General features: G+C 63.4%; 17 protein-coding genes. 14 read left to right on the top strand and 3 right to left on the bottom strand.

What is annotated here, in order from left to right; all coding sequences use genetic code 11:
* Positions 1 to 398: 398 nt before the first annotated feature.
* The 10 genes from J1N02_RS11360 to madM all read left to right on the top strand — a co-directional run bounded on the left by J1N02_RS11360 (position 399) and on the right by madM (position 8,058).
* Positions 399 to 653, top strand: coding sequence for a DUF6124 family protein (locus J1N02_RS11360; protein WP_092355663.1), 255 nt, complete (start codon positions 399 to 401; stop codon positions 651 to 653).
* A 275-nt stretch (positions 654 to 928) separates the two neighbouring features.
* A complete protein-coding gene (gene mdcA / locus J1N02_RS11355) occupies positions 929 to 2,599 on the top strand; it encodes a malonate decarboxylase subunit alpha (RefSeq protein WP_065938129.1) in 1,671 nt (556 codons plus the stop codon).
* Entirely contained in the window at positions 2,600 to 3,433 is an 834-nt protein-coding gene (locus J1N02_RS11350; RefSeq protein ID WP_421147359.1) for a triphosphoribosyl-dephospho-CoA synthase, read from the top strand. It abuts the gene before it with no gap.
* Positions 3,433 to 3,732, top strand: a complete 300-nt coding sequence (locus J1N02_RS11345; RefSeq protein WP_368961587.1) for a malonate decarboxylase subunit delta — start codon at positions 3,433 to 3,435, stop codon at positions 3,730 to 3,732. Before J1N02_RS11350 ends, J1N02_RS11345 begins: the two co-directional genes overlap by 1 nt.
* Positions 3,725 to 4,567, top strand: a complete 843-nt coding sequence (locus tag J1N02_RS11340) for a biotin-independent malonate decarboxylase subunit beta (protein ID WP_027606072.1) — start codon at positions 3,725 to 3,727, stop codon at positions 4,565 to 4,567. Before J1N02_RS11345 ends, J1N02_RS11340 begins: the two co-directional genes overlap by 8 nt.
* Positions 4,564 to 5,334: a biotin-independent malonate decarboxylase subunit gamma gene (gene mdcE, locus J1N02_RS11335; protein ID WP_368961590.1), complete on the top strand. Its 771-nt coding sequence runs from the start codon at positions 4,564 to 4,566 to the stop codon at positions 5,332 to 5,334. The genes J1N02_RS11340 and mdcE overlap by 4 nt, the downstream gene beginning before the upstream one ends.
* A complete protein-coding gene (locus tag J1N02_RS11330) occupies positions 5,328 to 5,924 on the top strand; it encodes a malonate decarboxylase holo-ACP synthase (RefSeq protein ID WP_169898733.1) in 597 nt (198 codons plus the stop codon). Before mdcE ends, J1N02_RS11330 begins: the two co-directional genes overlap by 7 nt.
* The gene (gene mdcH, locus J1N02_RS11325) at positions 5,921 to 6,820 is read left to right on the top strand and encodes a malonate decarboxylase subunit epsilon (RefSeq protein WP_108573372.1); all 900 of its coding nucleotides are present in this window, start codon (positions 5,921 to 5,923) and stop codon (positions 6,818 to 6,820) included. Before J1N02_RS11330 ends, mdcH begins: the two co-directional genes overlap by 4 nt.
* A 67-nt stretch (positions 6,821 to 6,887) precedes the next feature.
* Complete coding sequence (madL, locus tag J1N02_RS11320) at positions 6,888 to 7,292, top strand: malonate transporter subunit MadL (RefSeq protein ID WP_027606068.1); 405 nt, start codon at positions 6,888 to 6,890, stop codon at positions 7,290 to 7,292.
* Position 7,293: 1 nt separating this feature from the next.
* The gene (gene madM, locus J1N02_RS11315; protein WP_027606067.1) at positions 7,294 to 8,058 is read left to right on the top strand and encodes a malonate transporter subunit MadM; all 765 of its coding nucleotides are present in this window, start codon (positions 7,294 to 7,296) and stop codon (positions 8,056 to 8,058) included.
* A 19-nt stretch (positions 8,059 to 8,077) separates the two neighbouring features.
* Here the strand turns inward: madM and J1N02_RS11310 are convergent, their stop codons facing one another.
* Positions 8,078 to 8,998 (bottom strand): LysR family transcriptional regulator, encoded by a 921-nt coding sequence (locus J1N02_RS11310; RefSeq protein ID WP_141156214.1) that lies wholly within the window; start codon positions 8,996 to 8,998, stop codon positions 8,078 to 8,080.
* 144 nt (positions 8,999 to 9,142) lie between these two features.
* On the opposite strand from J1N02_RS11310, the gene trhA reads away from it, so the two are divergent.
* On the top strand, positions 9,143 to 9,760 hold the full coding sequence (gene trhA / locus J1N02_RS11305) for a PAQR family membrane homeostasis protein TrhA (RefSeq protein WP_027606065.1): 618 nt from the start codon (positions 9,143 to 9,145) through the stop codon (positions 9,758 to 9,760).
* Here trhA and J1N02_RS11300 read toward each other — a convergent pair.
* Positions 9,755 to 10,657, bottom strand: coding sequence for a LysR family transcriptional regulator (locus tag J1N02_RS11300; RefSeq protein WP_027606064.1), 903 nt, complete (start codon positions 10,655 to 10,657; stop codon positions 9,755 to 9,757). The two genes, trhA and J1N02_RS11300, sit on opposite strands and share 6 nt — an antisense overlap.
* A gap of 109 nt (positions 10,658 to 10,766) precedes the next feature.
* On the opposite strand from J1N02_RS11300, the gene J1N02_RS11295 reads away from it, so the two are divergent.
* Genes J1N02_RS11295 through J1N02_RS11285 form a run of 3 tightly spaced genes read left to right on the top strand, consistent with a single transcriptional unit; the run spans position 10,767 to position 13,300 of the window.
* Complete coding sequence (locus J1N02_RS11295) at positions 10,767 to 12,014, top strand: D-amino acid dehydrogenase (RefSeq protein WP_368961595.1); 1,248 nt, start codon at positions 10,767 to 10,769, stop codon at positions 12,012 to 12,014.
* A 10-nt stretch (positions 12,015 to 12,024) separates the two neighbouring features.
* Complete coding sequence (locus tag J1N02_RS11290) at positions 12,025 to 12,375, top strand: RidA family protein (protein WP_027606062.1); 351 nt, start codon at positions 12,025 to 12,027, stop codon at positions 12,373 to 12,375.
* A gap of 25 nt (positions 12,376 to 12,400) precedes the next feature.
* Positions 12,401 to 13,300 (top strand): transporter substrate-binding domain-containing protein, encoded by a 900-nt coding sequence (locus tag J1N02_RS11285; protein ID WP_027606061.1) that lies wholly within the window; start codon positions 12,401 to 12,403, stop codon positions 13,298 to 13,300.
* A gap of 15 nt (positions 13,301 to 13,315) precedes the next feature.
* Here the strand turns inward: J1N02_RS11285 and J1N02_RS11280 are convergent, their stop codons facing one another.
* Positions 13,316 to 14,035 carry a 16S rRNA (uracil(1498)-N(3))-methyltransferase gene (locus J1N02_RS11280; protein ID WP_027606060.1) on the bottom strand — a complete coding sequence of 240 codons (720 nt, stop codon included), beginning with the start codon at positions 14,033 to 14,035 and terminating at the stop codon, positions 13,316 to 13,318.
* Positions 14,036 to 14,038 lie beyond the last annotated feature (3 nt).

Here is a 14,038-nt window from a genome sequence, read left to right as displayed (position 1 = left end):
TCTGGTGGCTGACCCACTGCCATCGGGGGCAAGCCCCCTCCCACATTAAAGTGCCGGTGTTTGACGGATTGCGGGTGGTCTTAGGATTTTTCCTGCAAGATTTTGGGCTGTGCATGAACTTGTCGCGTGCAGCCCGCGCGCCTAGTCTTCGTCCCGTCATCGCAAAAAACGGTGACACGGACGTGCAAGTCCGACGAAACTGTTTAGGCGTACAAACGCCCTGCCAACCAACGGGCGTTTTTTGTGCTCGCTGCTTTATGGCGGCTGCGCGCAGGAGGTCTTCGGACCTGCTGGGTGTCCTAAACAGGCCCGGTCTTGCACACCTGCGCACGGTCGCCACCCTCATTCGCGTGCAAGCGAACGGTGGCGCTCCTTACTGACTGTTTAGGAGTTTCATCATGATCAAACCTACCCCTAATCTGCCTCTCTTCGCCGTAAACCCCCACCAAACCACCGAAACGCTGCTGGTCAACGCCAGCGAAACCCTGTCCTCCCTCAACGCACTCACCTGCAACCTGGCCTTCGACCTGGACACTTCCCAGCGCGCCATCATGCTCGGGATCCAGCAAATGGCCGAGTTGGGGCAGTTGTTGGTGGATCGGGCGCTGGAGCAGGTCAGCCCTTCGCTGGAAAAGGTCCCAAACAGGGACTGATCAGCCCCTGTTTGGGACCGCTATCTAACAGGCATCACTGAACAAATGTGGGAGGGGGCTTGCCCCCGATGGCTGAGTGTCAGTTGATACATCACTTAGCTGACCCTCCGCTATCGGGGGCAAGCCCCTCCCACATTTAGATCATCTTTTGGCTCGGATCAGTGTTTGCTGATTCTCCATTACTCCAACCGTAACGATCCACCGCTAAGCTTGATTGATGGCCCCCCGAATCACTCCTAAGGTACAGCCCACGACAGCAAACCCGTGGAGCGACCATGACAACAATAACTACCCCCGACTCGCGCTGGACGCGGCGGCGTGACGAGAAGCAGCGGCGGCTCGGGCGGGTTTTGCAGTATGCAGACGGGGCGGTTTTGCCCAGTGACAGGATTGTCGAAGCGCTTGAGGCCCTGATCCTCCCCGGCGACCGCGTGGTGCTGGAAGGCAACAACCAGAAGCAGGCCGACTTCCTCTCGCGCTCCCTGGCCAAGGCCGACCCGGCCAAGCTCCACGATTTGCACATGATCATGCCCAGCGTCGGGCGGTCCGAGCACCTGGACCTGTTTGAAAAGGGCATCGCGCGCAAGCTGGACTTTTCCTTCGCCGGCACCCAATCCCTGCGCATCAGCCAACTGCTCGAAGACGGCCTGCTGGAAATCGGTGCGATCCACACTTACATCGAACTCTATGCACGGCTGGTGGTGGACCTGATCCCCAACGTCGTACTGTCCGCCGGTTTCATGGCCGACCGTGCCGGCAATATCTACACCGGCGCCAGCACCGAAGATACTCCCGCGCTGATCGAACCCGCCGCGTTCAGCGATGGCATCGTGATCGTGCAGGTCAACCAGTTGGTGGATGACGTCAGCGACTTGCCACGCGTCGACATCCCCGCCAGTTGGGTGGATTTCGTTGTAGTGGCCGACAAGCCGTTCTACATCGAGCCGCTGTTCACCCGCGACCCGCGCCATATCAAGCCGGTGCATGTGCTGATGGCGATGATGGCGATCCGCGGCATCTACGAAAAACACAATGTTCAGTCCCTCAACCATGGGATCGGCTTCAACACCGCCGCCATTGAATTGATCCTGCCCACCTACGGTGAATCCCTGGGCCTGAAGGGCAAGATCTGCCGTAACTGGACCCTCAACCCGCACCCCACGCTGATCCCTGCCATCGAAAGCGGCTGGGTGGAAAGCGTGCACTGCTTCGGCACCGAACTGGGCATGGAGAACTACATCGCCGCGCGCCCGGATGTGTTTTTCACCGGCCGCGACGGTTCGATGCGTTCCAACCGAATGTTCTGCCAGCTGGCCGGCCAATACGCGGTGGACCTGTTTATCGGTGCGACCCTGCAAGTCGACGGCGACGGTCATTCCAGCACCGTGACCCGTGGCCGCCTCGCCGGTTTCGGTGGGGCGCCGAACATGGGCCACGACCCGCGCGGTCGTCGTCACGGCACGCCGGCATGGCTGGACATGCGCCACGGCGACGCGCCGGAAGCGCTGCTGGAACGCGGCAAAAAGCTCGTGGTGCAGATGGTCGAGACCTTCCAGGAAGGGGGCAAGCCCACCTTCGTCGACACCCTCGACGCCGTGGAAGTGGCGCGCAAAAGCGGTATGCCCCTGGCGCCGATCATGATCTACGGCGACGACGTCACCCACCTGCTCACCGAAGAAGGCATCGCCTACCTGTACAAGGCGCGGTCCCTGGAAGAGCGCCAGGCGATGATCGCCGCCGTCGCCGGGGTGACCGCCATCGGCATGCGCCACAACCCCAAGGACACCGCGCGCATGCGCCGCGAGGGCCTGATCGCCTTGCCCGAAGATTTGGGCATCCGCCGTACCGACGCCACCCGCGAGTTGTTGGCCGCCAAGAGCGTGGCCGACCTGGTGGAGTGGTCCGGTGGCCTGTACAACCCGCCCGCCAAATTCAGGAGCTGGTAAATGCGCGCCCTTAAACTGCACGAACTCAGCCTCGCGGATCGCCTGGCGGATATGGCCGTCGATGCGCTGATCGATGAAGCCGACCTGTCACCCAAGCCCGCCTTGGTGGATCGCCGCGGCAACGGCGCCCACAGTGATCTGCACCTGGGGCTGATGCACGCTTCGGCGCTGTCGCTGTGGCCGATGTTCAAGGCAATGGCCGAGGCGGCGCTTGAATTCGGCGAGGTCGGCTTGCCCCTGCGCGAAGCGCTCGGCCGTATCGGGCGCGAAGGCGAGCAGGCGATGCTCGCTACCACCCACGGCGTGAACACCCATCGCGGTGCGATCTGGGCCCTCGGCCTGCTGACCGCAGCGGCTGCCCTGGAACCGCGTGCCATAACGCTGAACGCCGCCAGACTGGCCCTGCTCAACGACCGTTACGCGCCGCAAACCCCGAGCCACGGCGCCCAGGTCGCCCAGCGTTATGGCGCACGCGGTGCCCGTGAAGAAGCGCAACTGGGCTTCCCCGCCGTGACCCAACGTGGTCTGCCGCAACTGCACAAAAGCCGCCAGCAAAATGCTGGTGAACAGAACGCGCGCCTGGACGCCTTGCTCGCGATCATGACCGAGCTGGCCGACACCTGCGTGCTCTACCGCGCCGGCACCGCAGGCCTGCAAGCAATGCAACACGGCGCCCAAGCGGTGCTCGACGCTGGCGGCAGCGCCACCCTGGCCGGGCGCCGCAGCCTGCACGAACTGGACAACCAGCTCTTGGCCCTGAATGCCTCCCCCGGTGGCGCCGCCGACCTGTTGGCCGCCTGCCTGTTTATCGACCGCCTCGACGGAGCGTTGTGATGGAAACCTTATCCTTTGAATTCCCTGCGGGGCAGCCGCCAACAGGCCGTGCGCTGGTGGGCTGCGTCGGCTCGGGCGACCTGGAAGTGCTGCTGGAACCGGGCACGGCCGGCACGCTGACCATCCAGGTCCAGACCTCGGTAAATGGCGCCGAACAACGCTGGCAGCACCTGTTTGAACGCATCTTCCAGGAGCAGACGCCCCCGGCCCTGAACATTGATATTCACGATTTCGGCGCCACCCCCGGCGTGGTGCGCCTGCGCCTGGAGCAGGGTTTCGAGGAGATCGACCATGACTGACTTGCTGGCTAAACACAGCTTCGTGGAACTGGGGGCGCGGCAGCGGGCCAAGGCCTTGTTGGATGCCGGCACCTTTCGCGAACTGATCGACCCGTTCCAGCGGGTCATGTCGCCTTGGCTCAGCCGCCAAGGTGTGGTGCCCCAGGCCGATGACGGCGTGGTGATCGCCAAGGGCAGCCTCGGCGACTTGCCTGTGGTGATTGCGGCCATTGAAGGCAACTTCCAGGGCGGCAGCCTCGGTGAAGTGGGCGGCGCGAAAATCGCCGGCGCCCTGGAACTGGCGGCCGAAGACAACCGCAAGGGCATCCCGACCCGCGCCGTGCTGCTGCTGGAAACCGGCGGCGTGCGCTTGCAGGAAGCCAACCTTGGCCTTGCAGCGATTGCCGACATACACGCGGCGATTGTCGACCTGCGCCAGTACCAGCCGGTGATCGGCGTAGTGGCGGGCAGCGTTGGCTGTTTCGGCGGCATGTCCATCGCGGCCGGGCTGTGCAGTTATCTCGTCGTCACCCGTGAAGCGCGCCTGGGGCTGAACGGTCCGCAGGTGATCGAGCAGGAGGCCGGGCTGGAAGAGTACGACTCCCGCGACCGTCCTTTTATCTGGAGCCTCACGGGCGGCGAACAGCGTTTTAACAGTGGCCTGGCCGACCGTTACGTGGCCGATGATGTGGCGCAGATCCAGCAGACGGTCAGCGCGTTGCTGCAGCAGGGTGTGCCCGCACAACAGCGCAGTCGCCAGGCTGATGATTACCTCGCACGCTTGGCCGAGTTGGACGCCGTAGCGCAAATCGACCCGGCGACGGTGCGCGAGCTGTATCAGGGAGAACGCTCATGAGAGGCTTGCAGTGGTTCAACGCATTGAGCGCCGGCGCTCCAGTTGTAGACGATTTGCCGGCGTCGCTGAGGGTGGCCGACGGTGTATTGGGTGAGCAACAGGTGCGCTTTGTCGCCGTAGTGACCGACGCGCAAAACCGCTTCCCTCGGGCACGCAATGGCGAAGTCGGTTTGTTGGAGGGCTGGGGGTTGGCCAAGGCCGTCGATGAAGCCATCGCCCGAGGTGACAAGCGCCCGATCATCGCCATCGTCGATGTGCCCAGCCAGGCCTACGGCCGTCGTGAAGAAGCCCTCGGCATCCATCAGGCCCTGGCCGCTGCCGCCGACAGTTATGCCCGCGCGCGCCTGGCCGGGCACCCGGTGATTGCGCTGCTGGTGGGCAAGGCCATGTCCGGTGCGTTCCTCGCCCATGGCTACCAGGCCAACCGCCTGATTGCCCTGCGCGACCCCGGCGTGATGGTGCACGCCATGGGCAAGGCCTCGGCCGCGCGGGTGACCCTGCGCAGCGTCGAAGAGCTGGAAGCCCTGGCCGCCAGTGTGCCGCCCATGGCCTATGACATCGACAGCTATGCCAGCCTCGGCTTGCTGTGGGAGACCTTGTCGGTCTGCCAGATTGAACAGCCCACGGCGGACGATGTAGCGCGGGTCAGCGATTGCCTGGTGAATGCGATCAAGGACGTCGGCAGCACCGATCTGCGCGGACGCCTCGGCGCGACTAATCGCGCAGCCTCAAGCCAGGTTCGTCAACTGCTGCGGGAACAATGGTGAACGCCCACGACTTGCTCTGGGGCATGACCCCGGCGCATGCGTCCGCCGATGCACCGGCCTGGGTGCTGGAGGCGCTAGGCGCCGGCCACCCGGTGGTGGTGCGCCGCGCCATTGCCGCGCCGGGGCATGTGGCGGTCGGCGTGCGCGGGCGTTTGCGTGAGCAGCGGTTCGCCGCCGAGATGCCGCTGGCGGCGGTGCAGCGGCGCGTTGCACCGGAAGCCCTGCGCGACGTGGTTTCGCTACGGGACGTACCCGCACTGCAAGCGCTTGCTCAATTGCGTTCGGTGCTGGTGCACGAGGCATGGGGCGTCAGCGGTAGCGCAGGCTTTGAATTGGCCACCGGCATCGAAGCACTGCATGCCCAGAGTGATCTGGATTTGATCCTGCGCACGCCCAAGCGCCTTGAACGCGCCGATGCCGAGGACCTGTTGGCGAGCCTGGACACGGCGGTGTGCCCTGTGGACCTGCAACTGCAAACCCCGTTTGGCGCCGTGGCCTTGCGCGAATGGGCTGGCGGATCACGTCGCGTGCTGTTGAAAACCATCAGCGGCGCGCGCCTGGTCGACGATCCCTGGCAGGCCGTGGCATGAGCAGCCTCCTGGTGTTTCCGGGGCAGGGTGCCCAGCGACTCGGCATGCTCCAGTCGCTGCCCGAACCTGTGCTGGAAGAAGCCAGCGATGCCCTGGGCGAAGACGTGCGCCGGCTCGATTCAGCGCAAGCCCTGGCCAGTACCCGCGCCGTGCAACTGTGCCTGTTGATCGCCGGCGTCGCCCACGCCCGCCTGTTGGAGCGCACCCCGGATTACGTGGCGGGCCTGTCCATCGGCGCCTACCCGGCTGCGGTCATCGCCGGGGCCCTGGATTTTGCCGATGCGGTAAAGCTGGTCAGCCTGCGCGGCCAACTGATGCAAAACGCTTATCCACACGGCTACGGCATGACCGCGATCATCGGCGTGGAGTTATCCACCGTCGAAACACTCCTCGCCGACATCCACAGCCCTGAAACCCCGGTGTACCTGGCCAATATCAACGCCGATAACCAGAGCGTGATCGCCGGCAGCGACGAGGCCATGAAGCGTGTCGCCGCGCGCATCAAGGGCAACGGCATCGCCAAACGCCTGGCCGTCAGTGTGCCGTCCCATTGCGCGCTGCTGGCGCAGCCGGCCGAGGCCCTGGCCCAGGTATTTGTCCCGCTCAAGGCGCCGCGCATCACCTACCTGAGCAGCACCCGCGCGCGGCCGATCCACAACCCCGAACACCTTTGCGACGACCTGGCCTTCAACATGTGCCGCGTCGTTGACTGGCGCGGCACCGTACAAAGCGCCTACGAGCGCGGTGTGCGCCTGCAAATCGAACTGCCCCCGGGCGCCGTGCTCACCGGCCTGTCACGCCGCGTGTTCGAACAAGGCACCGTGATCGCCTGCGAAGGCGCACGCCTGGATACCTTGCAGGCCCTGCTGGAAGAGGAGGAGCGCCGCCACCGATAAAGCACCACCCAAGGCTGTCGAAGCACAAAAACAACAATTTCGATCGAGCACTTCGAGGACAACAACAATGATTATTTACGGTGTGGCATTGCTGGCGATCTGCACGCTGGCAGGTGTGATCATGGGCGACATGCTCGGCGTGTTGCTGGGCGTCAAATCCAACGTGGGCGGGGTGGGGATCGCCATGATCCTGCTGATCTGCGCCCGCCTGTGGATGCAAAAACGCGGCGGCATGACCAAGGAGTGCGAGATGGGCGTGGGCTTCTGGGGCGCCATGTACATTCCCGTGGTCGTAGCAATGGCCGCGCAGCAGAACGTCGTGACCGCCCTGCACGGGGGCCCGGTCGCGGTGCTGGCGGCGATTGGTTCGGTGGTGGTCTGTGGTTGTACCATCGCCTTGATCAGTCGTACGCACAAGGGCGAGCCCCTGCCCGCCGAAGAGCCGCTGATCGTGCCTGCGGGAGGTCGCTGATATGTGGGATCTCATCGAAAAAGGCCTGGAACATAACGGCCTGATCACTGCGTTTGCGTTTGTTGGCGTGGTGATGTGGATTTCCGTGGTGCTGTCCAAGCGCCTGACGTTCGGGCGCATCCACGGCTCGGCGATTGCCATCGTCATCGGCCTGGTCCTGGCCTGGGTCGGCGGCACCCTTACCGGCGGGCAAAAAGGCCTGGCTGACCTGGCGCTGTTCTCCGGCATCGGCCTGATGGGCGGCGCGATGCTGCGCGACTTCGCCATTGTTGCCACGGCGTTCGAGGTACAGGCCACCGAAGCGCGCAAGGCCGGGATGATCGGCGTGATTGCGCTGCTGCTGGGCACGATCCTGCCGTTTATCGTCGGCGCCAGCATGGCCTGGGTGTTTGGCTATCGCGACGCTATCAGCATGACCACCATCGGCGCGGGTGCCGTGACCTACATCGTCGGCCCGGTGACCGGTGCGGCGATTGGCGCGACTTCGGATGTGATGGCGCTGTCGATTGCGACCGGGTTGATCAAGGCGATCCTGGTGATGGTCGGCACACCGGTGGCGGCGCGTTGGATGGGCTTGGACAACCCGCGTTCGGCGATGGTGTTCGGTGGCCTGGCCGGCACCGTGAGCGGCGTGACGGCAGGGCTGGCGGCGACGGATCGGCGCTTGGTGCCGTACGGCGCGTTGACGGCGACGTTCCATACCGGGCTTGGGTGTTTGCTGGGGCCTTCGTTGCTGTACTTCATTGTGCGTGGGTTGGTGGGCTGACCTTGAGGGTTGCGGAGTGTCAGGCTGTTCCCTGCCGATTGGCATACATCCGACACTCCGCCAACAACGCCAGTAAATTCGGATCACGCTCCTTGGCCTTCAGGAACACCACGCCGATATGCTGCTGCAACCGATACCTGGGTTGCAGCGGTATCAGCTTCACGCGGTTCTCGTACACCGCCGCGATCCTTCCCGGCAGCAACGCATAACCCACCCCTGAACTGACCATGCTCAGCAGTGTGAAGATGTCATTGACCTGCATCGCCACCTTCGGCTCGAACCCCGCCTGCTTGAACACCCGGTTGCCATCCTGATGAGTGGCGAAGCCTTGGGTGAGGGTGATGAAGGTGGCGTCGCGCACGTCGGCCAGGTCGATTTCCTGGGTGCGGTCGAAGGGCGAGTCGGCCGGGGTGGCGAGGAAGATGTCGTCGCAGAACAGCTCGATCTGTTCGCAGTCGGGGTCGTTGGCGTGTTCGTCGAGGGAGATGAGGATTGCGTCGACTTCCATGTTCTTGAGCTTGTACAGCAGGTCGAAATTGGAGCCGAGGATCAGGTCGATATTGAGTTCGCTGCGCCTGATCTTCAGGCCCATGATCAATTGCGGCACGGTCTTGACGGTCAGTGAATACAGCGAGCCGAGCTTGAAGCGTTCGGCGGAGAAACCGGCGGCTTCGCGGGTCAGGCGTACGCTGTCGACCACATCGGCGATGAGTTTCTGTGCGCGTTCTTCCAGCACGTAGGCGCTTTCCAGCGGCGTGAGGTTGCGGCCCTCGTGTTTGAACAGCGGGCAGCGCAAGGCATTTTCCAGCGAGTGGATGGCGCGGTGCACGCTGACATTGCTGGTTTGCAGCTCGGCGGCGGCGCGGGCCAGGTTGCCGGTGCGCATGAATGCCAGGAAGATTTCCAGTTTCTTGAGGGTGAATTCTTCGTCGATCAGCATGGCCGTGGGCTCTTGTTCGAATGCGTCCGATTGTGCACGCAAAACCCGGCGGCGTCCTCGGAACGTCACAAGTCGCTTGCACTCTTATGCGCAAGGCTGGACGCTTGCCAGCCAGTTCCAGCGGCTACAGGAGGTCAGTGACAGATGTATCACGGGGAACGATTCAACGCCTGGAGCCATTTGCTCGGTGCAGTCGCGGCGTGTATTGGCGCCGTGTGGATGTTGGTGGTGGCGAGCCTGGATGGCAGCCCCTGGAAGATCGTCAGCGTGGCGATTTATGGCTTTACGCTGATGGTGCTGTACAGCGCGTCGACCGTGTACCACAGCGTACAGGGGCGGCGAAAAGAGATCATGCAGAAGGTCGATCACTTTTCGATCTACCTGCTGATCGCCGGCAGCTACACGCCGTTTTGCCTGGTGACGTTGAGAGGCCCTTGGGGCTGGACGCTGTTCGGCATCGTGTGGGGGCTGGCGGTGATCGGCATCCTGCAGGAGATCAAGCCGCGCTCCGAGGCGCGCATCCTGTCCATCGTGATCTACGCGGTGATGGGCTGGATCGTGCTGGTGGCGGTCAAGCCACTGATCGCCGCGCTGGGCACCGCCGGGTTTATCTGGCTGGCGGCGGGCGGCGTGCTGTACACCGTCGGCATCATCTTCTTTGCCCTGGAGGATCGCCTGCGGCATTCCCATGGGATCTGGCATTTGTTTGTGATCGGCGGCAGCCTGCTGCATTTCGTGGCGATCATGCACTACGTGTTATAGGCGCTCCAGCAGCTCCCGAGCCCGGTTGCCGAAGATCTGTAGCAGATTGGCCAGCATATGCGGCGGCGGTTCATCGGCACGGGTCAGGGCGTAGAGGGTGATCGGCAGCGGCGGTGTAAGCGTGCGGATGCAGGTGGTCGCCGTCGATGCGCCGAGGGCGGTAAAGGGGTCGATGACCGTCAATCCGGCGCCGGACTCCACCATCGCCCGTGCCAGGGAATAGGTTTGCACCGATATCGTCACCCGAGGCGGCGGGTCGACGCTCTCCAGGTAGTTGTCGAGCCTCGCCGCCAGTGGGTCGGCGCTGGACAGGCCAATCAACGGTGCCCCCGCCAGGTCTGCCAGGGGCAGGGCTTGATGCAGCTCAGCGTCCGGCCAGTAGTTTTTCGACGCCAGGGCCACCAACACACCGTTGGCCAACACTTGTGTGGTCAACCCGGGATGGCCGGAGAAGCTGAGGGTCAGTGCCAGGTCGATCTCGCGCATCAACAGTTTTTGCACCAGCTCGCGGCTATGGTCGCTGGACAGTTCGCAGGCGATGTCCGGGTAGTCGCGCTTCCATTCCAGGATCGCCGGGGGCAGCAACGACAGTGCCAATGCCGGGATTGCACCAATCCGTACACTTTGCCCCGGGGCGCGGCGCAGGCTCTTGGCCAGGCGCCGCACGCCTTGCAGGCTCGCGGTGACTTTTTCGACTTCACTTTCCAGCGCCAGGGCTTCGGGCGTGGGCTGCAATTTGCCGCGTACCCGCAAAAACAGCGGGAAACCCAATTGTAACTCGGCATGTTGCAACACCTTGGTCACCGCTGGTTGGGAGACATGCAGCAACTGCGCGGCGGCGCTGATGGAGCCGGTCTGGCGGATGGCCTGGAAGATTTCGATATGACGCAAGCGCATGGCAGGTCCATAACCTTTGTTTATAGGTGCCCCATCTTTATTCATTGTCGGCGGCCTGTCACCTGCACCTACCCTGGGGCTTTCTTGGATCAAGGGCTGGGGGTGTTGAATGGCCAGGCAGGTTTGCATCATTGGTGGAGGCGTTATCGGCCTGGCGAGTGCCTACGCGTTGGTACGTGCAGGTCATGAAGTGACGGTGATCGACGCGCGTGACACCGTGGGCAGCGAAACCAGCTTCGCCAATGGCGGGCAATTGTCCTACCGCTACGTCGCACCGCTGGCGGATGCGGGAGTGCCGCTACAGGCGATTGGCTGGTTGCTGCGCGGTGACTCGCCACTGAAGCTGCGCCCACGCCTGGATCCCCGACAATGGCGCTGGATGGCCGCGTTCATCTGCGCCTGCCGTGGCTCGGTGAACAAGCGCAACGCCGCGCACTTGCTGCGCCTGGCGAGCCTGAGCCAAAACACCTTGCAGCAATGGCGCGTCGACGATCGCCTGGACACGTTCAATTGGCGGCGTAACGGCAAGCTGGTGACCTTTCGCAATGCCGATACCTTTGAGCGTGCGCGCAGCAAGGTCACCGACATCCTGCAACAACAGGTGCTGTCGGCGCTGGATTGTGCGCGGCTGGAGCCGGCGCTGGCGCAGGTGGCGGGTGAGTTTGTCGGTGGTATCTATACGCCCAATGAAGAAGTGGCGAACTGTCATGCCTTCTGCCAACAACTGGCGGCACGCCTTGAAGCGTCGGGGCGCTGCACCTTTCTGCTGGGGCGCAAGGTCACCAGGATTCGCCATGCCGACGGCGCGGTGCAAGCCATCGAGCTGGGCGACGAAGTGATGCCGGTGGAACATCTGGTGCTGGCGGCCGGCCATCGCAGCGCCGAGTTGGCATTGCCCGGCGTGTCACTGTCACTGTATCCACTCAAGGGCTATAGCCTCAGCGTGCCGATTGGCGCACAGCATCAGGCGCCGAATGTGAGCATCACCGACTACGACCGCAAGATGGTCTACGCGCGTATCGGCGAACAGCTGCGGGTGGCGGCCATGGTGGATATCGTCGGCTTTGACGCCAGCCTTGAGCCCAAGCGCCTGGCGCTGATGAAACGCCAGGCGGTCGAGACATTTCCTACGGCTGGCGACTATGCCAATGCTGTGGAATGGGCCGGTATGCGTCCCGCCACCCCGACCGGTGTGCCGCTGATTGGCCCCAGCGTGTATCGCAACCTGTGGCTGAACCTGGGCCACGGCGCCCTCGGCTTTACCCTGGCATGCGGCAGCGGCCAATTGCTGGCCGAGCTGATCGGCCACCACCTACCTTCCATAGATATGCAGGGCCTGGCGCCCCGCGCCGCGTGAGGATTGACCCATGACCATCAACCGAATCAGCAGCAACGACCGACTGTCCGGCGCCGTTACGTTCAAGGATCTGGTATTCCTTTCGGGCCAGGTGCCCGGCGAAGGCCAGGATGTGGCGACGCAGACCCGCGAAGTGCTGGCCAGGATCGATGCGCTGCTGGCCCAGGCCGGCAGTGACAAGGATCATTTGCTCAATGCGACCATTTACTTGAAAGACATCGGCAGCGGTTTCGCGCCGATGAATGAGGTATGGGCCGCCTGGCTATCGCCCGGGATGGCGCCTACGCGCACCACCCTGCAGGCGGAGCTGGCGCGGCCGAGCGTGCTGGTGGAAATCAGCGTGATTGCGGTACGAAAATAACGTCAAAAACCAACGGAGAATAACAATGAAAAAAATCCTGTTGACCGGCTGCATCGGCCTTTTGCTGGGAGTACACGCCCATGCCAACCAGGCGCCGCTGGACGGTACGCTGGGCAAGATCGCCAGCACCCAGTCCATCACCCTGGGCTATCGCGATGCGTCGGTGCCGTTTTCCTACGTGGGGGATCACAGCGGTAAGCCGATGGGCTATTCGGTGGACCTGGCCAGCAAGATCGTCGAGCGTATCCAGCAGAAAACCGGGGTGGCTGACCTGAAGGTGAAGTACAACCTGGTGACCTCTCAAACGCGGATTCCGCTGGTGCAGAACGGCACCGTCGACCTGGAGTGCGGCTCCACTGGCGTCACGGCCGAGCGGCAGAAGCAGGTGGCATTTTCCTACGGGTTTATTTACGTGAAAGGCCAGTTGCTGACGGCTAAGGACAGCGGCATCAAGGGCTTCGCCGACCTGGCGGGCAAGAACGTGGTGACTACCGCCGGCACCACCAACGAGCGTTTTCTAAAGAGCTACAACGCCGAGCACAAGAGCAATATGTTCGTGATCAGCGCCAAGGACCATGGCGAGGCGTTCAAGATGCTCGAGACGGGCCGAGCGGCCGCGTTCTATATGGACGATGCATTGCTCTACGGCGAACGTGCCAAGGCCAAGGACCCACACAACTGGGTGGTGGTGGGCGAGGAGCAGTCGCGGGAGATCTACAGCTGCATGGTGCGCAAGGATGACCCGCAGTTTCTTGCGGTGGTCAACGAGACCCTCGGCGACCTTTACCGTTCGGGGGAGATCAACGGGATTTACCAGCGCTGGTTTGAACAGCCGATTCCGCCCAAGGGCTTGAACCTGGAATTCCCGATGACCAGTGAGTTGAAGGCGATCATTGCCAAGCCGATCAGCGATCCGGTGGACTGATCACCCCTCCCACATTTAGAAGTCGCCCCAGAGTTGTTGGGCAACCGCCAACGCGACGACGGGCGCAGTCTCGGTGCGCAACACGCGCGGGCCGAGGCGGGCGGCGTGGAAGCCAGCGCCTTGGGCGGTGTCGACTTCGTTGTCGGTCAGCCCGCCCTCCGGGCCGATCAGAAACGCCAGGCTCGCAGGTTTGGCATGGCTGACCAGCGGCTCGGCCACCGGGTGCAGCACCAGTTTCAGGTCCGCCTCGACCTGCTTCAACCAGTCCGCCAGCAGCAACGGCGGGTGAATCACCGGTACCGTCGAACGCCCGCACTGCTCGCACGCGCTGATCGCCACCTGGCGCCAGTGCAGCAGGCGTTTGTCGGCGCGTTCGTCCTTCAGACGCACTTCGCAGCGGTCGCTGAAGATCGGCGTGATGGCGTTGACACCCAGTTCGGTGGCTTTCTGGATCGCCCAATCCATGCGCTCGCCCCGGGACAGGCCCTGGCCGAGGTGGATGTGCAGCGGCGATTCGGCCTGGCCGGCGAAGCTTTCCGTCAGTTGCACGGTGACGCGTTTCTTCCCGACTTCCAGCAGGCTGCCCAGGAATTCCTGGCCGGAGCCGTCAAACAATTGCACGGCGTCACCTTCGCCCATGCGCAGCACGCGGCTGATGTAGTGCGCCTGGGCTTCGGGCAGTTCGTGATCGCCGAGGCTCAGCGGGGTGTCGGTGAAAAAGCGGGACAGTCTCATGTC

The sequence above is a fragment of the Pseudomonas sp. NFX5 genome, from assembly GCF_049132125.1.
In the GTDB taxonomy this organism is placed as follows: domain Bacteria; phylum Pseudomonadota; class Gammaproteobacteria; order Pseudomonadales; family Pseudomonadaceae; genus Aquipseudomonas; species Aquipseudomonas marginalis.
The sequence above is the reverse complement of the archived record's forward strand: the minus strand, read 5'-3'. Positions and strand labels throughout refer to the sequence as shown.